Below are 19,885 nucleotides of genomic sequence, written 5' to 3'. Positions count from 1 at the left end.
CGACTTGCACAGCAAGAAATGAATCTAGTTGAAGCGAAGGTCAGGGTTTAGGCGCGTTTTCTGACTAAGCGAAGGTCGGGGTTTAGCCTTAAATTCAGCGCCAACCCGCATGCAGCCTTAATACCTTGCTATCTGATTTGATAGCATCAGGACATGAAAAAGGCCACCACCCCGCACTTGGGGAAAGTGACCTATGAATTTCTGAATTAGCGAAGGTGAGCGTTTAGGCCAAGTCCACCTCCAGGCACAGCCCCCCAGCCTTCACAGTCCAGCCGCTCCTGCACTGCCATGCATCCAGGCCCTTGCCACCATGGGTGACAGTCACAGCGGCCCCACTGACTCCAGGGAGGACCGCAGCCAGCCCACGGGCCACAGGGTCAAGAAGGGAAGCAACAAGATAAACCATTGAATAACTCCTAAAGGTGTGTTGAAGAGGTGCCAATGGTGTTCCAAGATATTAGGGTTTACCACTAGTGCAAGCTCCAATAGGCAAGAGGTCTGATACATTTGGTAGCTGAGAATTATTCTCATCTTCCCGCCTTGTAAACAGTCCCACCTGCAGGATGGCGAGGGTCATACGGAAAACCCCACCAGTATTTGGCTTTGTCTTCCCCCTGGAGCCGCATGACAATCCAGTACATACGAATAACAGTTGATTTGCGTATGGTTTACTGGCATCATGGCAGCATCACATTGCCAGGGACGCCATGACCAAGAAGCCATTGAAGGCCGCGCTGTATGCGCGAGTCTCGACAGGGTCACAGACCACAGAGAACCAGCTCAAGGAACTGCGAGAGGCCGCAGACCGCCTTGGCTGGGTTGTGGTGGCCGAGTACGTGGACCATGCTGTCAGCGGTGCCAAGGGCAGAAAGGACCGCCCCCAGCTTGATGCCATGCTGAAGGCAGTGGCCCGCAAGGAGTTTGATGTGGTGGCCTCGTGGTCAGTGGACCGCCTGGGTAGGTCCTTGCTGGACCTGATAACCATGCTCAAGGAGCTGCACGCCACGGGCATTGACCTTTACCTGCATCAGCAAGCCATCAACACCACCACCCCAGCAGGGCGTGCCATGTTCCAAATGATGGGGGTCTTTGCAGAGTTTGAACGAGAGATGATTAAGGACCGGGTCAATGCAGGGTTGGCAGTGGTCAAGGCCACCGGCAAGAACAAGCATGGCCAAGCGGTCACCCTGGGCAGGCCCAAGGCCAGCGACAAGGTGGAGAAGCAAATCAAGGAGCTGCGCAGCCAGGGCCTAGGCATCCTAAAGATTGCAAAGATGGTCGGCTGCGGGACTTCCGTTGTGCAGCGTGTAGTGTCAGCCTGACAGCGTCCCCACCAGACCACCACAAGGGGCCTACGGGCCTCTTTCTGTTTGCATCAACACCATCACAGCAAGGGGCTACAGGATGGCTTATGGTGGACGCTGGGTGCCTTGCTGCACGAGTGGCTGGTGGTGGCGTTTGCTGCCAGCCAAAGGTTGCCCTGGTGCGGCCCTGGTGTGTGAGCGAGAGGGGGCCACGGGGGGATTTTGGCCCGTTGGGCTTATCCGATACCCGCTCACATTTTTGTATCAAAAGCTCGGAAGTAGACAGCGCCCGCAAGACCATCAATTGAAGAGCTATATGGGAAACAAGGACATAGCGATGACTACCAATTGACTGTCGGGCTGCCCCCAGGGCAATTTTGAGGTGAAACCCTGCTCCTGCATAGGCTGAAATATCCGTCGAGTACGTCAAGAAATCAGTAGAAAAGTGAGTTTTTTGGCCTCTGTTTTATGCATAAATCTGTTGCAAAAAAGATACATTGGCACCAAATGAAGGCAGGTTAATGAATAGAGACGAATCTGAAAAGTCATATTCAATAGGGCTTTCAAGAGGAAAACACGCTATAAACCGCATGAATTAACGATAGGAAGTTTCAAATGCTTACCGGCAGCGGGTTTCCGAGGTATGACCTCGATAGAGGTGCACTTCGTTGGATACACTACAGGTAGTGGGTTGCTCGGAGGTTGAACCACAGATATAGTGGTGGCTGGAATAGGACGGCGGCGTGAAAAAACAAAGCCCCAAAGACCATGTTGCGCTAACAACATGAATCCTTGAGGCTCTGCCGACAGTCCTAAAACTGCCTGTAGCTCAGTGGATAGAGTACGTCCTTGGTAAGTCGTGGGTCGCGGGTTCGAATCCCGCCAGGCAGTCCATCCACATAAAGCGTAGTGAAGTTTAGCAACCTTAATAAATTGGTTGCAAGAGTATTTACGTTTTATTTGTATCCGTTTTCGGATAGCAAGATTTCCGGTACCAAGTTCACTCAGCAAAAATCCCTGTTGTTTTTGACAGTGAACTCTTGAATGCCGCACAGCTCCTGCCTTGTGGGGTGGCGGAAGTCCATCGGTACCCTTAGTTGGCACCCAGGAAGCTGTTGCACCGCAACAACCAGCCCCTAAGCCACTTGGGGTCTACTGGGGCCACCAGGGGAGTTGCTGTACATGGCCTTTAGCTCCTCCTCTGGCGTACTGGGCACTATCCTGGAGACCCTGCTAGTAGTGATGCAGACAGCCTCTGGGTGCTCCTTCCTGATGTGTTCTTCCGTGCAATGGAAACTGGTGGTGTACCACTTGCCGAACTGCTGACAGCTCCATTGATAAGTGATCTCTTCACGCATACAATACCTGTAAATTCATACAGTATTTCACAAAGGAGAGAACCATGCAACTGTCACCAGCACAACCGAGCCAAGCCGTCATGCCACTGGGACCACCCAGGCCGCAGAGGGCAAAGCCTTGGCCGTTCCTTGTGGCGTCTCAGGATGGGGCTAGAGGGGCGCTGGTGGAGAACGCTAGGCGGGTCATTGGGAGGACCCGTGCGCTGTGGTCATTGAGTAGCCTTGACTAAACTGCAGGCAGCGTGGCAATTCTTCTGAAAGGGTAATGACCATGGGCATACAGGTGGGGCCGGTGCGACATCATTGGAATTACTTCTTGGCACTTGAAGATGACATTGTGCGGATGTCACGCTACTTAGAACCTGCAGAGGGGAACTTCCAGGCGTACTCCCTTGAGCTTGCCAGAATCATCATTACGGCGGCGTCCGAAGTTGATGTGGTTGCCAAGCTGCTGTGCAAGAAGATAAACCCAGCGGACAGGGCTAGGACCATCGACGGTTATCGCAAGTCGATAGTGCCAGCATATGAGGCACTGCCAGGAGCCATAGTCACATTGCCAAAGCATGGCCTAGTTCTGAACCCCTGGGAGCAGTGGGGACAGGGCGACAAGAACCCCATCTGGTGGAAGGCATACAACGATGTGAAGCACCACCGGGATGTTCAATTTGCAAGTGCCAACCTGCACCATGCCTTGAACGCAGTTGCGGGCTTGTTCTTGCTTCTCCTCTTTCTATACAGGGACGAGGGCCGCACTGGCGAACTCAATCCCAACCCTGTCCTTTTCCGGCCCGGCACCCCGTTTACCGTAGATTACGACTTCTGGGGGCCACAAAAGACCCTCTATTTTCTAGAAGGCGACCTGCTACCAGTGAACGGCTAGCAGGTGCCGCCTAACGTATGGGAATGACCACAGGCAGCTTGTACTTAGCCAATTGCTCCAGCTTCTTGGCGAACGGCTCAGGACCAAAGATGTAAGACCTGTCCTGAATGGCCGTGGTGGTCCCGTCTGAATGCCCCGTGATTTCCTTGGAGACCACACTCTGGTTTCTGCACTGGGTAATGAAGGTCTTGCGCATGACATATGCACCAAGCACGGCCTGCCCTGGTGGCGCTTGGTCATCGTACAGACCCACATCCACCAGCAACTGGCTGAAGTCATCCCCAGCAGCTTCAAAGGGGTTGCCCTTCTTGACCCTGAAGGACGGGAACAACCTATCAGCCCCCTGCCCCTTCAGCTTCTGGATGTAGTCAGTGAAGCCCAGCCGGACCAGCTCTGGGTGCAGCGGTATGCGCCGCTCTTCTCCCGTCTTGATGGTCTTGGTGATGCCCTTGCCTGCCGCAGTGTGCGGGCTAAGGTCAATGAACCAGTGGCCGTCCTGCTGCCCGAAGTCAACTTGTGGATTCGCTTGGCATAGCTCACGAGGGCGGGCACCAGTGAACAGCGACAAGACAGTGAACCAGTACATGGACTCTTGCTCTGGGTCTGCCGCCATGGCTGCAAACCTTGGGCCTTCAAGGAGCTTCTTGAGTTCATCGTCTCGCAGTGCTCTCTGCTGGGACTCGTTGTCCTTGCGTGTGCCCACGTAGTCAATCCGAACCACTGTGAGGGCTGGGAAGCCATCATCGCCATGGTCCCGCAGTGAGTCAGTCAGGAACGCACCCAGCGGGGCCTGATAGTTGTCACGGTAGGTAGCTGGGGCCATCAGCTTCTCATGCTCACCTGTCATCAGCACGGCCAGTGGTGTGCCGCTGTCAAACAGTTGCGCCCAGTTGGTGGGCAGCTTGCAGATGTCCCGCAGGAACTGAGTAACGGTCTTCTGGCGTATTTCAGCCACTGGGGCGTCACGACCAACGACTTCACCGAACAACTGTAAACAACGTTTTACCTTTCTGGTGTAGCCAGACTGTTTGACTGTGGACAGGTAGTCATCAATGACCTTGCCCAGCTTCAAGGCACCAGGGGCGGCAGCTTGAGGGTCAATCTGCACGGGCTTTGCTGGTGCCGCAGGGGTAGACACATAGTCCCCACGGATGCGGCTCCTGATGTCTTGCAGTGCCCCGTTGTAGCCTTCCATGGCCTTGTGGATGACCTCTTGCCACGCAGGTGCCTCGGGAGCCACTGGGATGCCCACTGCTTCCAAGGCATCACGCACCATGCCCAGCTCACTTGCAGAGGTTGGCACGCGACCCATAGCAAGGGCCTTGCCGGTGGACTCATGGTGTTCCCCGAGCACGGACTCATACTCAAAGATGCTGTTCTCTTCTGGCTGTGCTCTACGGAAGTCTTCATCAACCTTCAAGGTGTGAGCCCGCACAGCTTCAGTTATGTAAGCCAGGGCCTCAGGGGTCAGCTTGAGGGGCGCAGCGGTCTGGTCGCTGGCTTGTTGTTTCTTCAGCAGTTCCTTGGTCGCATGAAGTTCCACAGTGACCTCCGCATTGCGGATTGCAGCCCTAGTACGAGCTTCATCAATGTCAGGGGTTCTGAGGGACTCTCGGTACTCAGCGAAACCGAGGATGGAAACCAATGCGGTGGGGACTCTACGGCGATACCACCACTGGCCGCCACGCTTCTCTGTATGGGGAGGTTTTCTCACTTCTTGCACATCCAAATGTTAACCCGTTGTGGAACAGGTTTGTGGAACAGTGCAACCTCTGGAAAGCCTCTAAAAGCGCGAAACCCGCATGGTTAGCGGGTTTCAAGATTATCTGGGGTGGCTGATGGGGCTCGAACCCACGACAACAGGAATCACAATCCTGGACTCTACCAACTGAGCTACAGCCACCGTAGACGTAAATTATAACCTGATGAAATGCCTTATTGCGCGCTTCCTGCCGTAACAATAACAGGCGCCGGCTTGTTCACCTTGAATTGCGCCTTGAAGCGGGTCTTCAACATCTCGTAGTAGGCCTGATCTTCTGCGCTGGCCACCCATTGCGCGTATTGGGCCCGCTCTTGCTTGGACTGTGCTTCCGCAGGCGGATTGCGCTCCAGCACCTTGTTTACCCGCACTACCGCATATCCCTGGTTGCCCAGATCGACACCAACCCACGCGGGAAGTGCGGACGTGTCCGCGTGCATGGCTTTGTTAACCACAGCGAGTAGCACGGAGCTGGCTTGATCGCGTGAGACGACCACGCTCGCACCCAACTTGGCCGCGTCCGGTTGCGCTTTCCACGCCTCCAGTTTGGCTACGCCATCCTTTTTGGCCAATTCAGCAGAGCGAAAGCCAATCAGACGATCACGCACATCGTTGCGCACCTCGGCCAAGGGCAACACACGTGCGGCTGCATACTGGGTAACGCGCGCAGAGACCAATTGATTGGGCCCGATCTCAACAGCTTCGGTGTTGCGCTTCTTCTCCACCGAGTCAGGGCTGAAGATGGCGGTAAGCAATTTGGCATTGGCCAAGACACCGTTTACATCAGCGGCTGGCTTGCGCTGCACATTGGTGGCGGCCTTGATATCAAGCTTGAGCTTTTCGGCGATCTGCTTGTAGCTGTCTGACTGTTCGTAGACTGCATTGGTAAACGTATCGGCCACCTCCGCAAACTTGCGCTGCGCCTGCTGATTGCGCAGGTCGTTCTCGATGGTGGGTTTGAGCTCTTCAAAACTCTTCTGTTTGGGCGACTTGATATCGACCAGTTTGATGATGTGGTAGCCGAAGTCCGACTCCACCAGACCACTGATTTCACCCTTCTTCAAAGCAAAGGCGGCATCTTCAAATGGTTTGACCATCGCACCTCGTCCGAAGAAATCCAGGTCACCACCGGAGGGCGCCGAACCGGCATCCTGCGAATTCTTGCGGGCGACGTCCGCGAAAGTATCTGGAGCCTTGCGCACCTGTTCCAGCAACGCAGTGGCCTTCTCCTTGGCCTTGGCGCGATCAGCGGCCGACATGCTCTTAGGCGCATTGATCAGGATATGACTGGCACGACGCTCTTCCTTGCCGCTCAGACGTTCAACGTTCTGGTCGTAATAAGATTTGACCTCGTCCGCGTTCAGGGAAATCGTCTTCTTGACCGCATCCAGGTCCAGAACCACGTATTCCACGCTAGCAGATTCCGGCGCCTGGAACAGTTTCTGATTGGCCTGGTAATAGGCGTCCAACTCGGCATCGGTAGGATTCACCTGGGATTTGAAATCAGCAGGCAGAAAATTGGCAATCTGCACTTCGCGACGTTCAAAAAAGGCGTTGAGTGCAACATTGGTTTGCGCAGCCGGTGCAAGCGCAGTGCCGGTGATTCCGCCTTCAACCTGGCGCAGCGCCAGATCCTTGCGTACGCGCGCTTCAAAGCCTTCAGGCGTCAATCCCTGTGCTGCGGCAAGCTCACGGTAACGTGCCATGTCCAATGTGCCGTCCGGCTTGCGCAATGATGCAATGGCCGGACTTTGCTGCAATTCACGCGCCAGACGTGCATCGGTGCTCGTCAGATGGGCATCGGCTGCAGCATCGCTGAGAACGTGTTCACGCACCAGACGCTCCAACGTGGCGTACTTGAGTTCGGGCGCATCCAGCAGCTTGGGATCCAGGTTAGGTTGCGAATTGCGCGCACGGTCCACTTCGTTCTTGTGCGCGGCATCCCACTCGGCTTGTTTGATGGAGTAGCCACCTACCTTGGCAACGGTATCGCCACCTGCGTTGAAACTACGAAAGCCGTTGATACCCACCAGCACAAATGCGGGGATGATCAACAAGAACATGAGGGACATCATGATCTTGGTGTGCTTGCGAACAAAATCGAACATGCGATTGACTCTCCATCAAATCAACAAAAAAGGCGAACAAACTTGTTCGCCTTTGCTTGGGTGGGTGGTGGGTGATGACGGGCTCGAACCGCCGACCTACGCCTTGTAAGGGCGCCGCTCTACCAACTGAGCTAATCACCCCACCTGAAAACCAGTGCTCAGTTCAATGCATCTTTCAATGCCTTGCCTGGGCGGAACTTAGGAACTTTAGCAGCCTTTATTTTAATCGCAGCGCCGGTACGCGGATTGCGACCGGTGCGGGCGGCACGTTTGCCAACCGCAAATGTACCAAAACCAACCAACGATACAGAGCCACCTTTTTTCAGAGTGGTCTTCACTGCGCCGATGGTGGATTCCAAAGCACGGGTCGCTGCAGCCTTGGAAATATCTGCATGTTTTGCGATGTGCTCAATTAATTCAGTTTTATTCACAAAGACCCCTTGAATGAATGCAAAGTTGGAAGAAATGTTCTGGCACGGCGTGCGGACTGGCAGTGACAACTGCCGTGATCGATTAAAGCCATGGGCCCCTCGTGTGTCAATACGCCGCGCAACATTTCCAACGGTGCGGACGCGAATTCTAATGGCTTTTTGACCTGTTACCGGGCTCGGGCGCGAATTTCTGGAAGCGCCTTTTGCAGGTAGTAAACCATGGACCACACGGTCAGCACCGATGCCACCCAGATCAGTACGACACCCCACACATGGGTATTGATCACGCCAAAAAGTAAGCCATCAAACAGAAGAAAAGGAATGGCCACCATTTGCACCACGGTCTTGACCTTGCCGATCATGTGTACGGCCACGCTCTTGGATGCACCAATCTGAGCCATCCATTCACGCAGTGCAGAGATGGCGATCTCGCGGCCGATGATGATGAGTGCGACAAACACATCGGCACGCTGCAAGTGCACCAGCACCAGCACACAGGCGCACACCAGGAACTTGTCCGCCACCGGGTCCAGGAACGCTCCAAACGACGAGGTCTGATTGAGCTTGCGAGCAAGATACCCATCCAGCCAATCCGTGAGGGCAAACAGCACGAACATGACGGTGGCGGCCAGATTCCTGTCGGCCACGGACAGCATGCTGTCCGGCAGATAGAACACCGCCACGATGAACGGTATCGCAACGATACGTGCCCAGGTCATGATGGTGGGGATGGTCAAAAACATGGTGGTGATTGTGGCACGCCTAATGCAGCGCTCTGTAGATTTCTTCCGCCAACTCGTGCGATATGCCATCCACCGTGGCAATGTCTGCTGCACTAGCCAAAGCAACGCCCCGCACGCCACCAAAACGCTGCAGCAGCTTGGCTCTGCGCTTGGGGCCTATGCCCGGGATTTCCTCCAACTTGCCGCCGCCCAAACGCACCTTGGCACGCTGCGCGCGCATGCCGGTAATGGCGAATCGGTGGGCCTCGTCACGTATCTGGGCCACCAGCATCAGCGCCGCCGAATCCGCGCCCAGATAAACCTTCTCACGTCCATCGGCAAACACGAGTTCTTCCAGCCCGACCTTGCGGCCCTCGCCTTTCTCGACACCCACGATGAGGGACAAATCGAGCCCCAGGGATTCAAACACTTCGCGCGCCATGGCCACCTGGCCCTTGCCCCCGTCCACCAGCACCAGATCCGGCAGGCGACCTGTTCCCGCGGACGTAACGCCAGAATGCTTGGCTTCGTTGAGCGCCTCGGCCAATTTGCCGTAACGCCGAGTCAACACCTGGCGCATAGCGGCGTAGTCGTCGCCTCCGGTAATGCCGTCAATGTTGTAGCGACGGTACTCGGCGTTCTGCATCTTGTGGTGATGAAAGACCACGCAGGATGCCTGTGTGTTCTCACCAGCGGTATGGGAAATGTCGAAGCACTCGATGCGCAAGGCATCCAGGTCTTCCGCCGCCAGGTCAAGCGCCTCTGCCAACGCACGCGTGCGGGCTTGCTGTGATCCCTCTTCCGCCAGCAGACGGGCCAGTTGCAGATCGGCATTGGTTTGTGCCATGTCCAACCAGGCGCGGCGTTGCTCGCGCGGCTGGTGCACAGCAGACACCTTCATGCCAGTCTGTTCGGAAAGCGCCTTCAGCAAGTCCTTGCTCACAGGCTCGCTCACCACCAGCACCGAAGGCATGGGCACGTCAATGTAATGCTGAGCCAGAAAGGCTTCCAGCACCTGCACTTCCACACTGGGTCGTTTGGCCTCGTCTGCATCCTCCAGACCAACCGCGTCGTCGACGTGTGCCGGGAAGTAAGGACGATCCCCCAGGTGCCGGCCACCCCGCACCATGGCCAGATTCACACAGGCTTTGCCGCCTTGCACCTTCACCGCCAGAATGTCCACGTCGCGGTCCGACACGTTGTCCACCGACTGCTGGTGCAACACATTGGAAAGCGACGCCACCTGGTTGCGGATTTCCGCGGCCTGCTCAAATTCCAGCTTGTCTGCATGGGCCATCATGCGGGCTTCGAGTTCACGCATCACGTCTTGCGCATCACCATGCAGGAATCGCTCGGCGTTTTCCACGTCCAATGCATAGTCCTGCGCCGAGATATGGCCGACGCAGGGAGCCGAGCAACGCTTGATCTGATAAAGCAGACACGGACGGGTGCGGTTGCTGAACACCGGGTCTTCGCAGGTGCGCAAGCGGAACACCTTTTGCATCAGCAGAATAGCTTCCTTGACCGCCCAGGCGCTGGGATAAGGTCCGTAATAGCGGTGTTTTTTTTCCACACTGCCGCGGTAGTAGGAGACGCGCGCAAACGCATGGGGATTGGCCGCCAGCTTGGCAGAAGACGCCTCTGCAGACACGTTTTCCGCAAGCCGCTTGGCGTTGAGCGGTTGACCGGAAATCTTCAGATAGGGGTAGCTCTTGTCATCCCGAAACAGAATGTTGTACTTGGGATTGAGCGTCTTGATGAGATTGTTTTCCAGCAGCAGCGCCTCTGCCTCGGAACGCACCACCGTGGTTTCCATGCGTACGATCTTGCTGACCATATGGCCGATGCGCGTGCCGCCGTGGTTCTTCTGGAAGTAGCTCGATACCCGCTTCTTCAGATTGATGGCCTTGCCCACATACAACACTTGGCCTTGGGCATCGAAATAGCGGTACACCCCCGGCAAGGGCGGCAGTGATGCGACTTCGCGCAGGAGTTCTTCTGGATGCTCGGGAATCATGGGGCTGTATTGTCCATGGACAATACCGACCATGCTCTGGGATATTTTTTGCCGCGTGATCGACAACCATGGTGATCTCGGTGTCTGCTGGCGCCTGAGCGCTGATCTTGCGCAGCGTGACCACCAGGTGCGCCTATGGGTGGACGATGCCAGCGCCCTGGAGTGGATGGCACCTGGCGCACTGCAAGGCATTTGGCCGCGGGTTCAGGTTCTGGCATGGGAACGTGGTAGCGACGTGGACGTGTTGCGTAACCTGCCTTGCGCGGAGGTGTGGATAGAGGCTTTTGGCTGTGAGCTTCCCGAGCCCTTTATTGCCCACTTTGCAAACGTCCTGGCAGCCGGACATGACAAGCATCAAGACTGCCCGACGCGGCATCCGAGGTGGATCAACCTGGAGTACCTGTCTGCCGAGCCCTACGTGGAACGCAGCCACGCCCTGCCCTCGCCGGTGATGCATGGGCCGGCCAAGGGTTGGACCAAGTATTTCTATTACCCCGGCTTTACCCAAGGAACCGGAGGCTTGTTGCGGGAGCCCGACGTGAGTGATGCGCCCCTGCCGGCAGCCGTTCGAACCAGCTTTCTGCAGCAGCATGGCATTGAAGACGGCCACACCTTCCTGGTATCCCTGTTCTGCTACGAGCCTGCGCTGCTCGGACAACTGATCACCCACTTGGCTGCGGCCGGTCAAGCGACGCATCTGCTGGTGACGCAAGGTCGGGCCCACAACGCGGTGCGGGCCGTGCTGGGCGAGGAAACCCGCCGCGGGGCCTTGCAGGTGACCTACCTGCCGCTGCTCAGCCAGCCTGACTTTGACGTCCTGCTGCGCAGCTGCGACCTGAATTTTGTGCGCGGCGAGGACTCGGTCATACGCGCCCTGTGGGCTGGAAAACCCTTTGTGTGGCACATCTACCCGCAGGATGACGGGGCCCACGCGCCCAAGCTCCAGGCCTTCATGCAGCAAATGCAGTGGAGCCCTGCGGTTCAAAGGCTGCATCTGGCCTGGAATGGCCTGCTGGACGACGCGCAAGCCGCTGGGGCATTGCAGGTTTTTCAGGGTGGCGAATTTGCGCAATGGCAATTCCAGGTCACAGCGGCACGTGCACGGCAGCTCGAAATGAGTGACCTGTTGACTCGTTTGCTTCAATTTGTGCAGAAAAACCGTTAAAATCCAGGGCTTTGCTGATCTCGCCCTGACTTTTTGGCGACCAATCACGCTCCGCCGCAGAACGCGGCATACACCGCTGATGGCCTGTGGCCCGCAGCAACTACTGCTACCAGACTTTTATGAAAATCGCTCAAGAAATTCGCGCCGGCAACGTCATCATGCACGGCAAGGACCCCATGGTCGTCCTCAAGACCGAATACAGCCGTGGCGGCCGCAACTCCGCCACCGTGCGCATGAAGCTCAAGAGCCTGATTGCCAACTTTGGCACCGAAGTCGTCTTCAAGGCCGACGACAAGATGGATCAGGTCATCCTCGACAAGAAGGAATGCACCTACTCCTACTTTGCCGACCCCATGTACGTGTGCATGGACAGCGAATTCAACCAGTACGAAGTGGAAGCCGAAAACATGGGCGACTCGCTGAACTACCTGGAAGACGGCATGGAAGTCGAAGTGGTGTTCTACGACGGCAAGGCCATCTCCGTGGAACTGCCCACCAGCGTGGTGCGCGAAATCACCTGGACCGAACCCGCTGTCAAGGGCGACACCTCCGGCAAGGTTCTCAAGCCCGCCAAGATCGCCACCGGTTTTGAACTGGGCGTGCCAATTTTCGTGGCCCAAGGCGACAAGGTCGAAATCGACACCCGTACCGGCGAATACCGCAAGCGCGTCTAAGCGCCCGGCCGCAAGGCCTCGGTCGGTTACAAAAAAGCCCCGCGATGCGGGGCTTTTTCTTTGGTCCAAAGGAAGCTGGCTTTATTTCAGCGTGCGCCGCAGGTTTTCCAGCATGTCCGCCACGATGGCGTCCAGATCGAACCTTGCCTTCCAACCCCATTGCGCCTGCGCGGTAGTGTCATCTATGGAGCGCGGCCAGCTGTCCGCAATGGCCTGACGGAAATCCGGCGCGTAGCTGATCTCAAAGCCGGGAATGTATTTGCGAATGGCCGTGGCAATCTCTTCAGGTGTGAAGCTCACCGCCGCCAGGTTGTAGGAGCCACGCTCCTGCACGCTGTCCGCAGGTGCATCCATCAGCTCCAGCGTGGCGCGTATGGCATCCGACATGTACATCATGGGCAGGCGCGTGTCCGGCGCCAGAAAGCAGGTGTAGCGCCCGGTCTTGATGGCCGAGTGAAAAATGTCCACGGCATAGTCGGTGGTGCCACCACCAGGCAAGGTCTTCCAACTGATCAAACCCGGATATCGCAGACTGCGCACGTCCACACCATGGTTGCGGTGGTACCAGGCGCACCAGCCCTCGCCCGCCAGTTTGGATATGCCATAGATGGTGGTGGGCTCCATCACGGTCTTTTGCGGTGTGGCATCACGCGGCGTGGTCGGGCCGAAGGCGGCAATGGAGCTGGGCCAAAACACACGTTCCAGCTTGTGCGTACGGGCCAGCTCCAGCACATTGAGCAAGCCCTTCATGTTCAAGTCCCAGGCCCACTGGGGATGTTGCTCACCCCGGGCCGACAGGGCCGCAGCCAGCAGGTAGATCTGTGTCACCTCATGGCGTTTGACCACTTCGGTCAAGGCAGAGGCCTCCGTGGCATCCAGCATTTCGTGGTGCACGCCGACCACGCGCCCTTCGGGCGCCAGATCGCTGGTGACCACCGCTTCGGTACCGTAGCGCTGTGCCAGCGCAACCGTCAGCTCGGTACCAATCTGCCCATTGGCACCGATGATCAGAATCTTGGGAACACTCACGCCTTGCCTCCGATCAATCCGAGTTCGGTACCGGCTTGGGTAAAGGCAGCCACCGCCTGTTCCAGATGGGCGCGGTCATGCACGGCGCTCATCTGCACACGGATGCGGGCCTGTCCCTTGGGTACCACGGGAAAGAAGAAGCCCACCACGTAAATACCCAGCTCCAGCATGCGAGCCGCAAGCTTTTGCGCGGCCACCGCGTCGTACACCATGATGGGAACAATGGCGTGGTCGCCGGGCTTGATGTCAAAGCCTGCTGCGGTAATGGCCTGTCGGAAATAGCGGGTGTTGTCCTCCAACTTGTCACGCAGGGCGGTGGAACCTTCCAGCAAGTCCAGGACCGCCAGTGAAGCACCCACAATGCTGGGCGCCACCGTGTTGGAGAACAGGTACGGGCGTGAGCGTTGGCGCAGCAACTCCACCACTTCACGCCGGGCGCTGGTAAATCCGCCCGATGCGCCGCCCAATGCCTTGCCCAGCGTGCCGGTGATGATGTCCACCTTGCCATAGACACCGCGGAACTCATGCGTGCCGCGACCGGTCTTGCCCATGAAGCCACTGGCATGGCATTCGTCAATGCCCAGCAGTGCGTCATAGCGGTCACACAGGGCGCGCATGGTATCGAGTTGCGCCACGGTGCCATCCATGGAAAACACACCATCGGTAAACACCAGGATATGCCGCACTCCGGCCGCGCGCGCTTCCTTGAGGCAACGCTCCAGGTCGGCCATGTCGTTGTGGGCGTAGCGGTACTTCTGCGCCTTGCACAGGCGTATGCCGTCAATGATGGAAGCGTGGTTCAGCGCATCGCTGATGACAGCATCCTGTTCACCCAACAAGGGCTCGAAAAGGCCGCCATTGGCATCGAATGCTGCTGCGTAAAGAATGGTGTCTTCGGTTCCCAAAAAGCGCGACAGGCGTGCCTCCAGTGCCTTGTGCAAATCCTGGGTGCCGCAAATAAAGCGTACCGAGCTCAGGCCGTAGCCATGGGTACGCAGAGCCTCGTGCGCCGCCTCCACCACTTGGGGGTGCGAGGACAGGCCCAGGTAGTTGTTGGCGCAAAAATTCAGCACATCCTGCTGCGTGCCGTCGGGTTTGCAGATGCGGATGTGCGCGCCCTGCGGCGTGGCAATGATGCGTTCGAACTTGTACAACCCGGCCGCACGGATGCTGTCGAGCTCGTTGTTCAGATGAGCATAGAAAGAAGCGTTGATTGTCATGGCGGCACCTTTTGTTCGGGAGTCTGGCACAATGGTTTAACGATTTTGCAAATATACAGCATATCGAATATTTTTTCATTATATCGAACAACACCCAATAGCGTACGCATACCTATGGCTAGCCGAAAACCCCGTGAAATCGAAAACGAGCCGCCCCGTGTGGGCGATACCCTGGCCGCACTGCGCCAGGCGAGTGCCTTGTCACTGGAAGAGCTATCCCGCAAGGCTGGAGTATCCAAGTCCATGCTGTCGCAGATTGAACGGGCGCAGGCCAACCCTACCGTCGCCGTGGTCTGGCGCTTGGCCAATGCGCTGGGCGTGCCCATCGCAGATCTGCTGGGCGGTGCACCGCCGCAGGCCGCGCCGGCCATCACGCTGGTAGCCACCCAGGCCACACCGTCGCTGCGCAGTCCAGACGGTCTGTGCGAACTGCGCATCCTGGGCCCCGTGGAAATGGCTGGGCAGTTTGAATGGTATGAGCTCAGGCTGCAGCCCGGTGGCGCGCTGGACTCCGAGGCGCATGAGCCCGGCACCCGGGAACACATTACCGTCACAACCGGCAGCATGGAAGTGCAATTGGCAGATACCAGCCAGAAGCTCAAGGTCGGCGAAACAGCACGCTACAGTGCCGACAATGCACACTGCATTCGCAACACAGGAAAAACCGCGGCCAGCGGCTGGCTGGTAGTGATCCACCCAGCCTAATTGTCTTTTTCAGCATGCACAATAACCCCATGGAAAACACGCAAAACCTCAAAGAAAGCCGCCTGGCCAACGCCTGGGCCGAACTCAATGCCATGGCCTACGAAGGCACCGTACTGCAACCGGACGCCTACCGCCTGGCCTTCGCCGACCCCGAATTCATGTTGCGCCGCGAAACCCGCGGCATGCGCATGCAACTGGAGATGCTCAAGCCCGACCTGGACCAGTCCGAACAAGGTGTGGACGACACCGTGGTGGTGTTTGGCAGCGCACGCTTTGTCTCCCCGGAAGTCGCACAGGAACGCCTGTCCAAGGCGCAGGCCGTGGGCGACGTGGAGCAAATCGCCGTAGCCCAACGGCATATGCGCAACGCCAGACACTATGACAACGCCCGTTTGTTTGCACGCCTGGTTGCACAGTACAGCCTGAACGCACCGCAGGATCAGCGCCTGTACATCTGCACTGGCGGAGGACCCGGCATCATGGAAGCGGCTAACCGCGGCGCCCACGAACTGGGTGCGCCCACACCCGGCCTCAACATCACCTTGCCGCACGAACAAAAGGCCAACCCGTATGTGACGCCTTCGCTGAGCTTCAAGTTCCATTACTTTGCCATCCGCAAAATGCACTTCATGATGCGGGCCAAGGCACTGGTCGCCTTCCCTGGCGGCTTCGGCACACTGGACGAGCTGTTTGAAGTAATCACGCTGGTACAGACCCAAAAGTCCAAACCGGTACCCATCATTCTGTTCGGAACCGACTACTGGAAGCGGCTGGTGAACCTGGATGTGCTGGTGGAGGAAGGCACCATTGCGCAGGAGGATCTGGCCCTGGTCCAGTATTCCGATGATCCACAGGAAGCCTGGGACATGATCCGATCCTTTTACGGGCTTCGGGCCAACTGACTTTACAAGCCTGCCCGTCAGGCAGGCTTTTCAGGGGCGCAGATGCCAGGCGGCGCGCGAGCCCAGCCCCACCGCTGCGCCCACAGTCCAGAACACGATGGACACGCCCACCACCATACCCGCAGTGCCAAACAGCATGGGCATGAGCACGCTGGAGAGGTTGATGCTCATCAGCCGCAGGCCTATCGCCTGCCCATGCAACGCGTGGGGCGTGATCTGATGCAAAGTGCTCATGATCATCGGTTGCACCGTTCCCAGCGCCAGTCCGAGTAACACCGAGCAGATACCCATGGCCAGCGGCGTATGCATCAGGGGATAGATGGCAAACAGCAACGCCGTCATCACCATCGCGCCGTTGACCACCACCCACTCTTTCAGATGCACTGCCAGCATGGGCATGAGGACACGCACGCAGGCAGCGGCTACCGCAAAACTTCCCAGAATGGCGCCAATCACCGACGCGCTGAATTGCCGCTCGTGCCCCAGCACGGGGACGACAAAGGTGTGCACATCCCAGCAGCTGGAGAGCAGCCAGTTCACCAGCAGCAAGCGACGCATTGCGGGTTCGCGCAACAAGTGCCAGACCTGTGGTCTGGGCACACCGGTGGGATGCTCTACAGGAGGTAGCTCCTCCGTGTGGCGCACCCAGGCCCAGGTCAGCAGCGGCAACAAGGCCATGAACAGGAAGGCTGCACGAAAGCCATTGCTATCTGCCGCCGCGCCCCCCATCCACACACCGGCATGGTCGATCAACAGCCCGGCGACCACGGGGCCAAAGAAGTTCGACACGGCAGGTCCTATGGATAGCCAGCTGAACACGCGCTTGAGCTCGGTTGCATCATGGGCCGCGCGTCCGACATGGCGTTGCAGTGCGATCGAGGCAGACCCCGTGGCACCACCCATGCACAGGGCAGTCAGACACAGGATTTCAAAACGTGGCCACAGTACGGCAAGCGTTGCACCCAACACGGCCACAATCAGGGCCAGCCCCACCGGGCGCTTGAGCCCATGGCGGTCGGCATAACGCCCTGCAGGAATGGCTAGAAATACCTGGGTGAGCGAAAACAGCGCCAACAGGCTGCCGACCGACAGCGCACCATAGCCCTGCTGCAGAGCCAGCAAGGGCGCTGCCATGCGGGTACCGGCCATGGCGCCATGCAAACAGATGTGACCCGCGACCAGGCGGGCCAGGGCCCAGGAAGAAGCCTTAGCCAATCTCGCCGTCCAGATCACCACTGTCCATCGCGATCAGTGTCTGGGCCTGGGTGTCTGGCAGGCTCTCCACCTTGCGCAATGCGCGGTCCATGGCCCGGCTGCGCACCTGGGCGTTGTCCAGTGTCTTGAGCACCGTCTCGGTCTGGGACTTGACCTTGGCTAGCACATCGCCGAACTTGCCGAATTCGTTCTTGACCGCGCCCAGCACCTGCCAGACCTCGCTGCTGCGCTTTTCCAGTGCCAGTGTGCGAAAGCCCATTTGCAGGGAACTCAGAATGGCCAGCAGCGTGGTCGGACCCGCAAGCGTGATGCGGTGGTCGCGTTGCAGGCTTTCCATCAGACCGGGGCGGCGCAGCACCTCGGCATACAAGCCCTCGGTAGGTAGGAACAGGATCGCGAAGTCCGTGGTGTACGGCGGCTCCACATATTTTTCGTTGATCGACTTGGCTTCCAGACGCATGCGCAGTTCCAGCGCCTTACCGGCCGCCTCGGCTGCCAGCACGTCTGCCCTGCCCTGTGCGTCGAGCAGACGTTCGTAATCCTCATTGGGAAATTTTGCGTCGATCGGCAGCCACAGCGGCTCGCCCGAGTCGGACTTGCCTGGCAGCTTGATGGCAAAGTCCACCACGTTCTTGCTGCCCGGCTTGGTGGCCACCTGCGCGGCGTATTGGTCCGGTACCAGCACCTGCTCCAGCAGGCTGGCCAGCTGCGCTTCACCGAACATGCCACGGGTCTTGACGTTGGTGAGCAAATGCTTGAGGTCGCCCACGCCTTGCGCCAGGGTCTGCATTTCGCCCAGCCCCTTGTGCACCTGTTCCAACCGCTCGGCCACCTGCTTGAAGCTCTCACCCAGACGCGCCTGCAGGGTGGACTGCAGCTTCTCGTCCACAGTGGAGCGCATCTCGTCCAGCTTGGCGGCGTTGCTGGTTTGCAGCTGCGCCAGTTGCGCCTCCAGCGTCTGGCGGATTTCGGACATGCGACGCGCGTTGGACTCGCTCACATTGCCAAGCTGCAGCGTCAGCGTATCGGACAAGGTCTTTTGCAGCAAAGCAAGCTGCTGGCCGAAGGCATCAATCTGGCTGTTCTGGGTTCGGGTGGCCTCAGCCGCCTGCTGCACCAAGGTCTGCTGGAAGGTGGCCAAGCTCTGCGATGCTTCCTGCCGCGCACTGCGGCCGGACTCGGCAATCTCCTGGCGCAAGGCGCGCTCCATGTTCTGCGTCTGCGCGGCCATGGCGGACAGCAGTTGCTGGCGCGCGGCCTCTTCCTGCTGAAGACGCAATTGGTCGTGCTGCGCATCGTGCTTGCGCAAGGCCAGCCACGCGAGTACCACGGTGTTCAACAACACCAGGGCCAGCAAGGCCCACACAAGAGTAGGGTTCAAGGATGCAGCTTCCACTTAAGCGCCACGCGGCGACAGGACTTCTGGGTTCAACGGTGTGACCGGCTTGCCATGCACCAGAAAGCCGATCAGGTTGTCCACCGCCAGGGCCGCCATGGCCTTGCGGGTTCCGATGGTAGAGCTGGCGATGTGCGGTGTCAGCACCACATTGGGCACAGTGAGCAGTGCCGGGTTGACCGAAGGCTCGCCTTCAAACACATCCAGGCCCGCGGCAGCGATGCGCCCTTCGCGCAGTGCTTCGGCCAGGGCAGCGTCATCCACAATGCCGCCACGGGCGATATTGATCAGCGTGGCTGTGGGCTTCATGAGCGCGAGCTCGGCGGCACCAATGGTATGGTGCGAGCTGGCCGAATACGGCAGCACCAGCATCACATGGTCCGCCGTCTTGAGCAGTTCCTCCTTGCCCACGTAACGCGCCTGCACGGCCGCCTCGGTGGCGGCGTCCAGACGGGAGCGGTTGTGGTAGATCACCTGCATGCCAAAGCCCAGCGCGGCACGCTTGGCCACCGCCTGCCCGATGCGGCCCATGCCCACGATGCCCAGGGTGCTTCCGTGAACTTCGGCACCGGCAAACATGTTGTAGCTCCAGCGCGTCCACTTGCCAGCACGCAGGTAATGCTCGCTCTCTGTGACACGCCGGGCAGTTGCCATCAGCAGTGCGAAGCCAAAGTCCGCCGTGGTCTCGGTCAGCACGTCGGGCGCGTTGGTGCCCAGCACCCCGGCCGCGCTCATGGCGCCTAAGTCGAAATTGTTGTACCCCACGGTCATGTTGGCGCAGATCTTCAGCCCGGGGCACTGCGCCAGCAATTCGGCATCGACGCGCTCGGTACCAGTCATGAAGGCGCCTGCCTTGCCCTGCAGGCGCCGCACCAGCTCTTCGCGCGACCAGATGACATCCTCCTGGTTGGACTCGACATCAAAGTGCTGGCTGAGCTGCTCCAGAACGTGCGGGAATATGGCGCGGGTAATGAGGACGGCGGGTTGGGTCATGGATCAC

At 58.3% G+C, this 19,885-nt stretch carries 17 protein-coding genes, 3 tRNA genes and 1 pseudogene; 7 read left to right on the top strand and 14 right to left on the bottom strand.

Annotation, left to right across the window (positions count from 1 at the left end; all coding sequences use genetic code 11):
• Positions 1-223: 223 nt before the first annotated feature.
• A complete protein-coding gene (locus AC1RMF_RS01940; protein WP_493139124.1) occupies positions 224-406 on the bottom strand; it encodes a hypothetical protein in 183 nt (60 codons plus the stop codon).
• 301 nt (positions 407-707) lie between these two features.
• On the opposite strand from AC1RMF_RS01940, the gene AC1RMF_RS01935 reads away from it, so the two are divergent.
• From AC1RMF_RS01935 to AC1RMF_RS01925, 3 genes are all read left to right on the top strand, one after another.
• Positions 708-1,322 carry a recombinase family protein gene (locus AC1RMF_RS01935; protein WP_493139122.1) on the top strand — a complete coding sequence of 205 codons (615 nt, stop codon included), beginning with the start codon at positions 708-710 and terminating at the stop codon, positions 1,320-1,322.
• Between the two features lie 800 nt (positions 1,323-2,122).
• Positions 2,123-2,198: transfer RNA gene (locus tag AC1RMF_RS01930), tRNA-Pro, on the top strand.
• A gap of 735 nt (positions 2,199-2,933) precedes the next feature.
• Positions 2,934-3,542 carry a hypothetical protein gene (locus AC1RMF_RS01925; protein ID WP_493139120.1) on the top strand — a complete coding sequence of 203 codons (609 nt, stop codon included), beginning with the start codon at positions 2,934-2,936 and terminating at the stop codon, positions 3,540-3,542.
• Between the two features lie 10 nt (positions 3,543-3,552).
• Here AC1RMF_RS01925 and AC1RMF_RS01920 read toward each other — a convergent pair whose 3' ends face one another.
• The 8 genes and pseudogenes from AC1RMF_RS01920 to uvrC all read right to left on the bottom strand — a co-directional run bounded on the left by AC1RMF_RS01920 (position 3,553) and on the right by uvrC (position 10,579).
• Positions 3,553-5,085 (bottom strand): site-specific integrase, encoded by a 1,533-nt coding sequence (locus AC1RMF_RS01920; RefSeq protein WP_493139942.1) that lies wholly within the window; start codon positions 5,083-5,085, stop codon positions 3,553-3,555.
• A pseudogene (locus tag AC1RMF_RS01915) lies at positions 5,086-5,256 on the bottom strand (DUF6538 domain-containing protein); the annotation flags it as partial.
• A gap of 113 nt (positions 5,257-5,369) precedes the next feature.
• Positions 5,370-5,445: transfer RNA gene (locus AC1RMF_RS01910), tRNA-His, on the bottom strand.
• A gap of 32 nt (positions 5,446-5,477) precedes the next feature.
• Complete coding sequence (locus AC1RMF_RS01905; protein WP_493139119.1) at positions 5,478-7,409, bottom strand: peptidylprolyl isomerase; 1,932 nt, start codon at positions 7,407-7,409, stop codon at positions 5,478-5,480.
• A gap of 65 nt (positions 7,410-7,474) precedes the next feature.
• Positions 7,475-7,550: transfer RNA gene (locus AC1RMF_RS01900), tRNA-Val, on the bottom strand.
• 17 nt (positions 7,551-7,567) lie between these two features.
• Positions 7,568-7,840 carry an HU family DNA-binding protein gene (locus tag AC1RMF_RS01895; RefSeq protein WP_057675617.1) on the bottom strand — a complete coding sequence of 91 codons (273 nt, stop codon included), beginning with the start codon at positions 7,838-7,840 and terminating at the stop codon, positions 7,568-7,570.
• 167 nt (positions 7,841-8,007) lie between these two features.
• The gene (pgsA, locus tag AC1RMF_RS01890; protein WP_493139117.1) at positions 8,008-8,583 is read right to left on the bottom strand and encodes a CDP-diacylglycerol--glycerol-3-phosphate 3-phosphatidyltransferase; all 576 of its coding nucleotides are present in this window, start codon (positions 8,581-8,583) and stop codon (positions 8,008-8,010) included.
• A 19-nt stretch (positions 8,584-8,602) separates the two neighbouring features.
• Positions 8,603-10,579, bottom strand: a complete 1,977-nt coding sequence (gene uvrC, locus AC1RMF_RS01885) for an excinuclease ABC subunit UvrC (protein ID WP_493139116.1) — start codon at positions 10,577-10,579, stop codon at positions 8,603-8,605.
• 31 nt (positions 10,580-10,610) lie between these two features.
• On the opposite strand from uvrC, the gene earP reads away from it, so the two are divergent.
• Together earP and efp are read left to right on the top strand one after the other, a co-directional pair.
• Complete coding sequence (gene earP / locus AC1RMF_RS01880; protein ID WP_493139114.1) at positions 10,611-11,744, top strand: elongation factor P maturation arginine rhamnosyltransferase EarP; 1,134 nt, start codon at positions 10,611-10,613, stop codon at positions 11,742-11,744.
• Positions 11,745-11,863: 119 nt separating this feature from the next.
• A complete protein-coding gene (gene efp, locus AC1RMF_RS01875; protein WP_342617842.1) occupies positions 11,864-12,418 on the top strand; it encodes an elongation factor P in 555 nt (184 codons plus the stop codon).
• An 81-nt stretch (positions 12,419-12,499) separates the two neighbouring features.
• Here the strand turns inward: efp and AC1RMF_RS01870 are convergent, their stop codons facing one another.
• Both AC1RMF_RS01870 and kbl read right to left on the bottom strand, forming a co-directional pair.
• Complete coding sequence (locus AC1RMF_RS01870; RefSeq protein ID WP_493139113.1) at positions 12,500-13,447, bottom strand: NAD-dependent epimerase/dehydratase family protein; 948 nt, start codon at positions 13,445-13,447, stop codon at positions 12,500-12,502.
• A complete protein-coding gene (gene kbl / locus AC1RMF_RS01865; protein WP_493139111.1) occupies positions 13,444-14,667 on the bottom strand; it encodes a glycine C-acetyltransferase in 1,224 nt (407 codons plus the stop codon). The genes AC1RMF_RS01870 and kbl overlap by 4 nt, the downstream gene beginning before the upstream one ends.
• 114 nt (positions 14,668-14,781) lie before the next feature.
• Between kbl and AC1RMF_RS01860 the strand changes: the two genes are divergently transcribed.
• Both AC1RMF_RS01860 and AC1RMF_RS01855 read left to right on the top strand, forming a co-directional pair.
• On the top strand, positions 14,782-15,372 hold the full coding sequence (locus AC1RMF_RS01860; RefSeq protein WP_493139109.1) for a helix-turn-helix domain-containing protein: 591 nt from the start codon (positions 14,782-14,784) through the stop codon (positions 15,370-15,372).
• A 29-nt stretch (positions 15,373-15,401) separates the two neighbouring features.
• Positions 15,402-16,274, top strand: coding sequence for an LOG family protein (locus tag AC1RMF_RS01855; protein WP_493139107.1), 873 nt, complete (start codon positions 15,402-15,404; stop codon positions 16,272-16,274).
• A 30-nt stretch (positions 16,275-16,304) separates the two neighbouring features.
• Here the strand turns inward: AC1RMF_RS01855 and AC1RMF_RS01850 are convergent, their stop codons facing one another.
• From AC1RMF_RS01850 to AC1RMF_RS01840, 3 genes are read right to left on the bottom strand one after another with little or no spacing between them, the layout of a single operon-like run.
• The gene (locus tag AC1RMF_RS01850) at positions 16,305-17,489 is read right to left on the bottom strand and encodes an MFS transporter (protein WP_493139105.1); all 1,185 of its coding nucleotides are present in this window, start codon (positions 17,487-17,489) and stop codon (positions 16,305-16,307) included.
• Positions 17,482-18,870: a DNA recombination protein RmuC gene (locus AC1RMF_RS01845; protein WP_493139103.1), complete on the bottom strand. Its 1,389-nt coding sequence runs from the start codon at positions 18,868-18,870 to the stop codon at positions 17,482-17,484. The genes AC1RMF_RS01850 and AC1RMF_RS01845 overlap by 8 nt, the downstream gene beginning before the upstream one ends.
• Positions 18,871-18,885: 15 nt before the next feature.
• Positions 18,886-19,878 carry a 2-hydroxyacid dehydrogenase gene (locus AC1RMF_RS01840; protein ID WP_493139101.1) on the bottom strand — a complete coding sequence of 331 codons (993 nt, stop codon included), beginning with the start codon at positions 19,876-19,878 and terminating at the stop codon, positions 18,886-18,888.
• Positions 19,879-19,885 lie beyond the last annotated feature (7 nt).

The organism is Rhodoferax sp. GW822-FHT04A08, from assembly GCF_058801025.1.
This window is presented reverse-complemented; position numbering and strand designations above follow the sequence as displayed.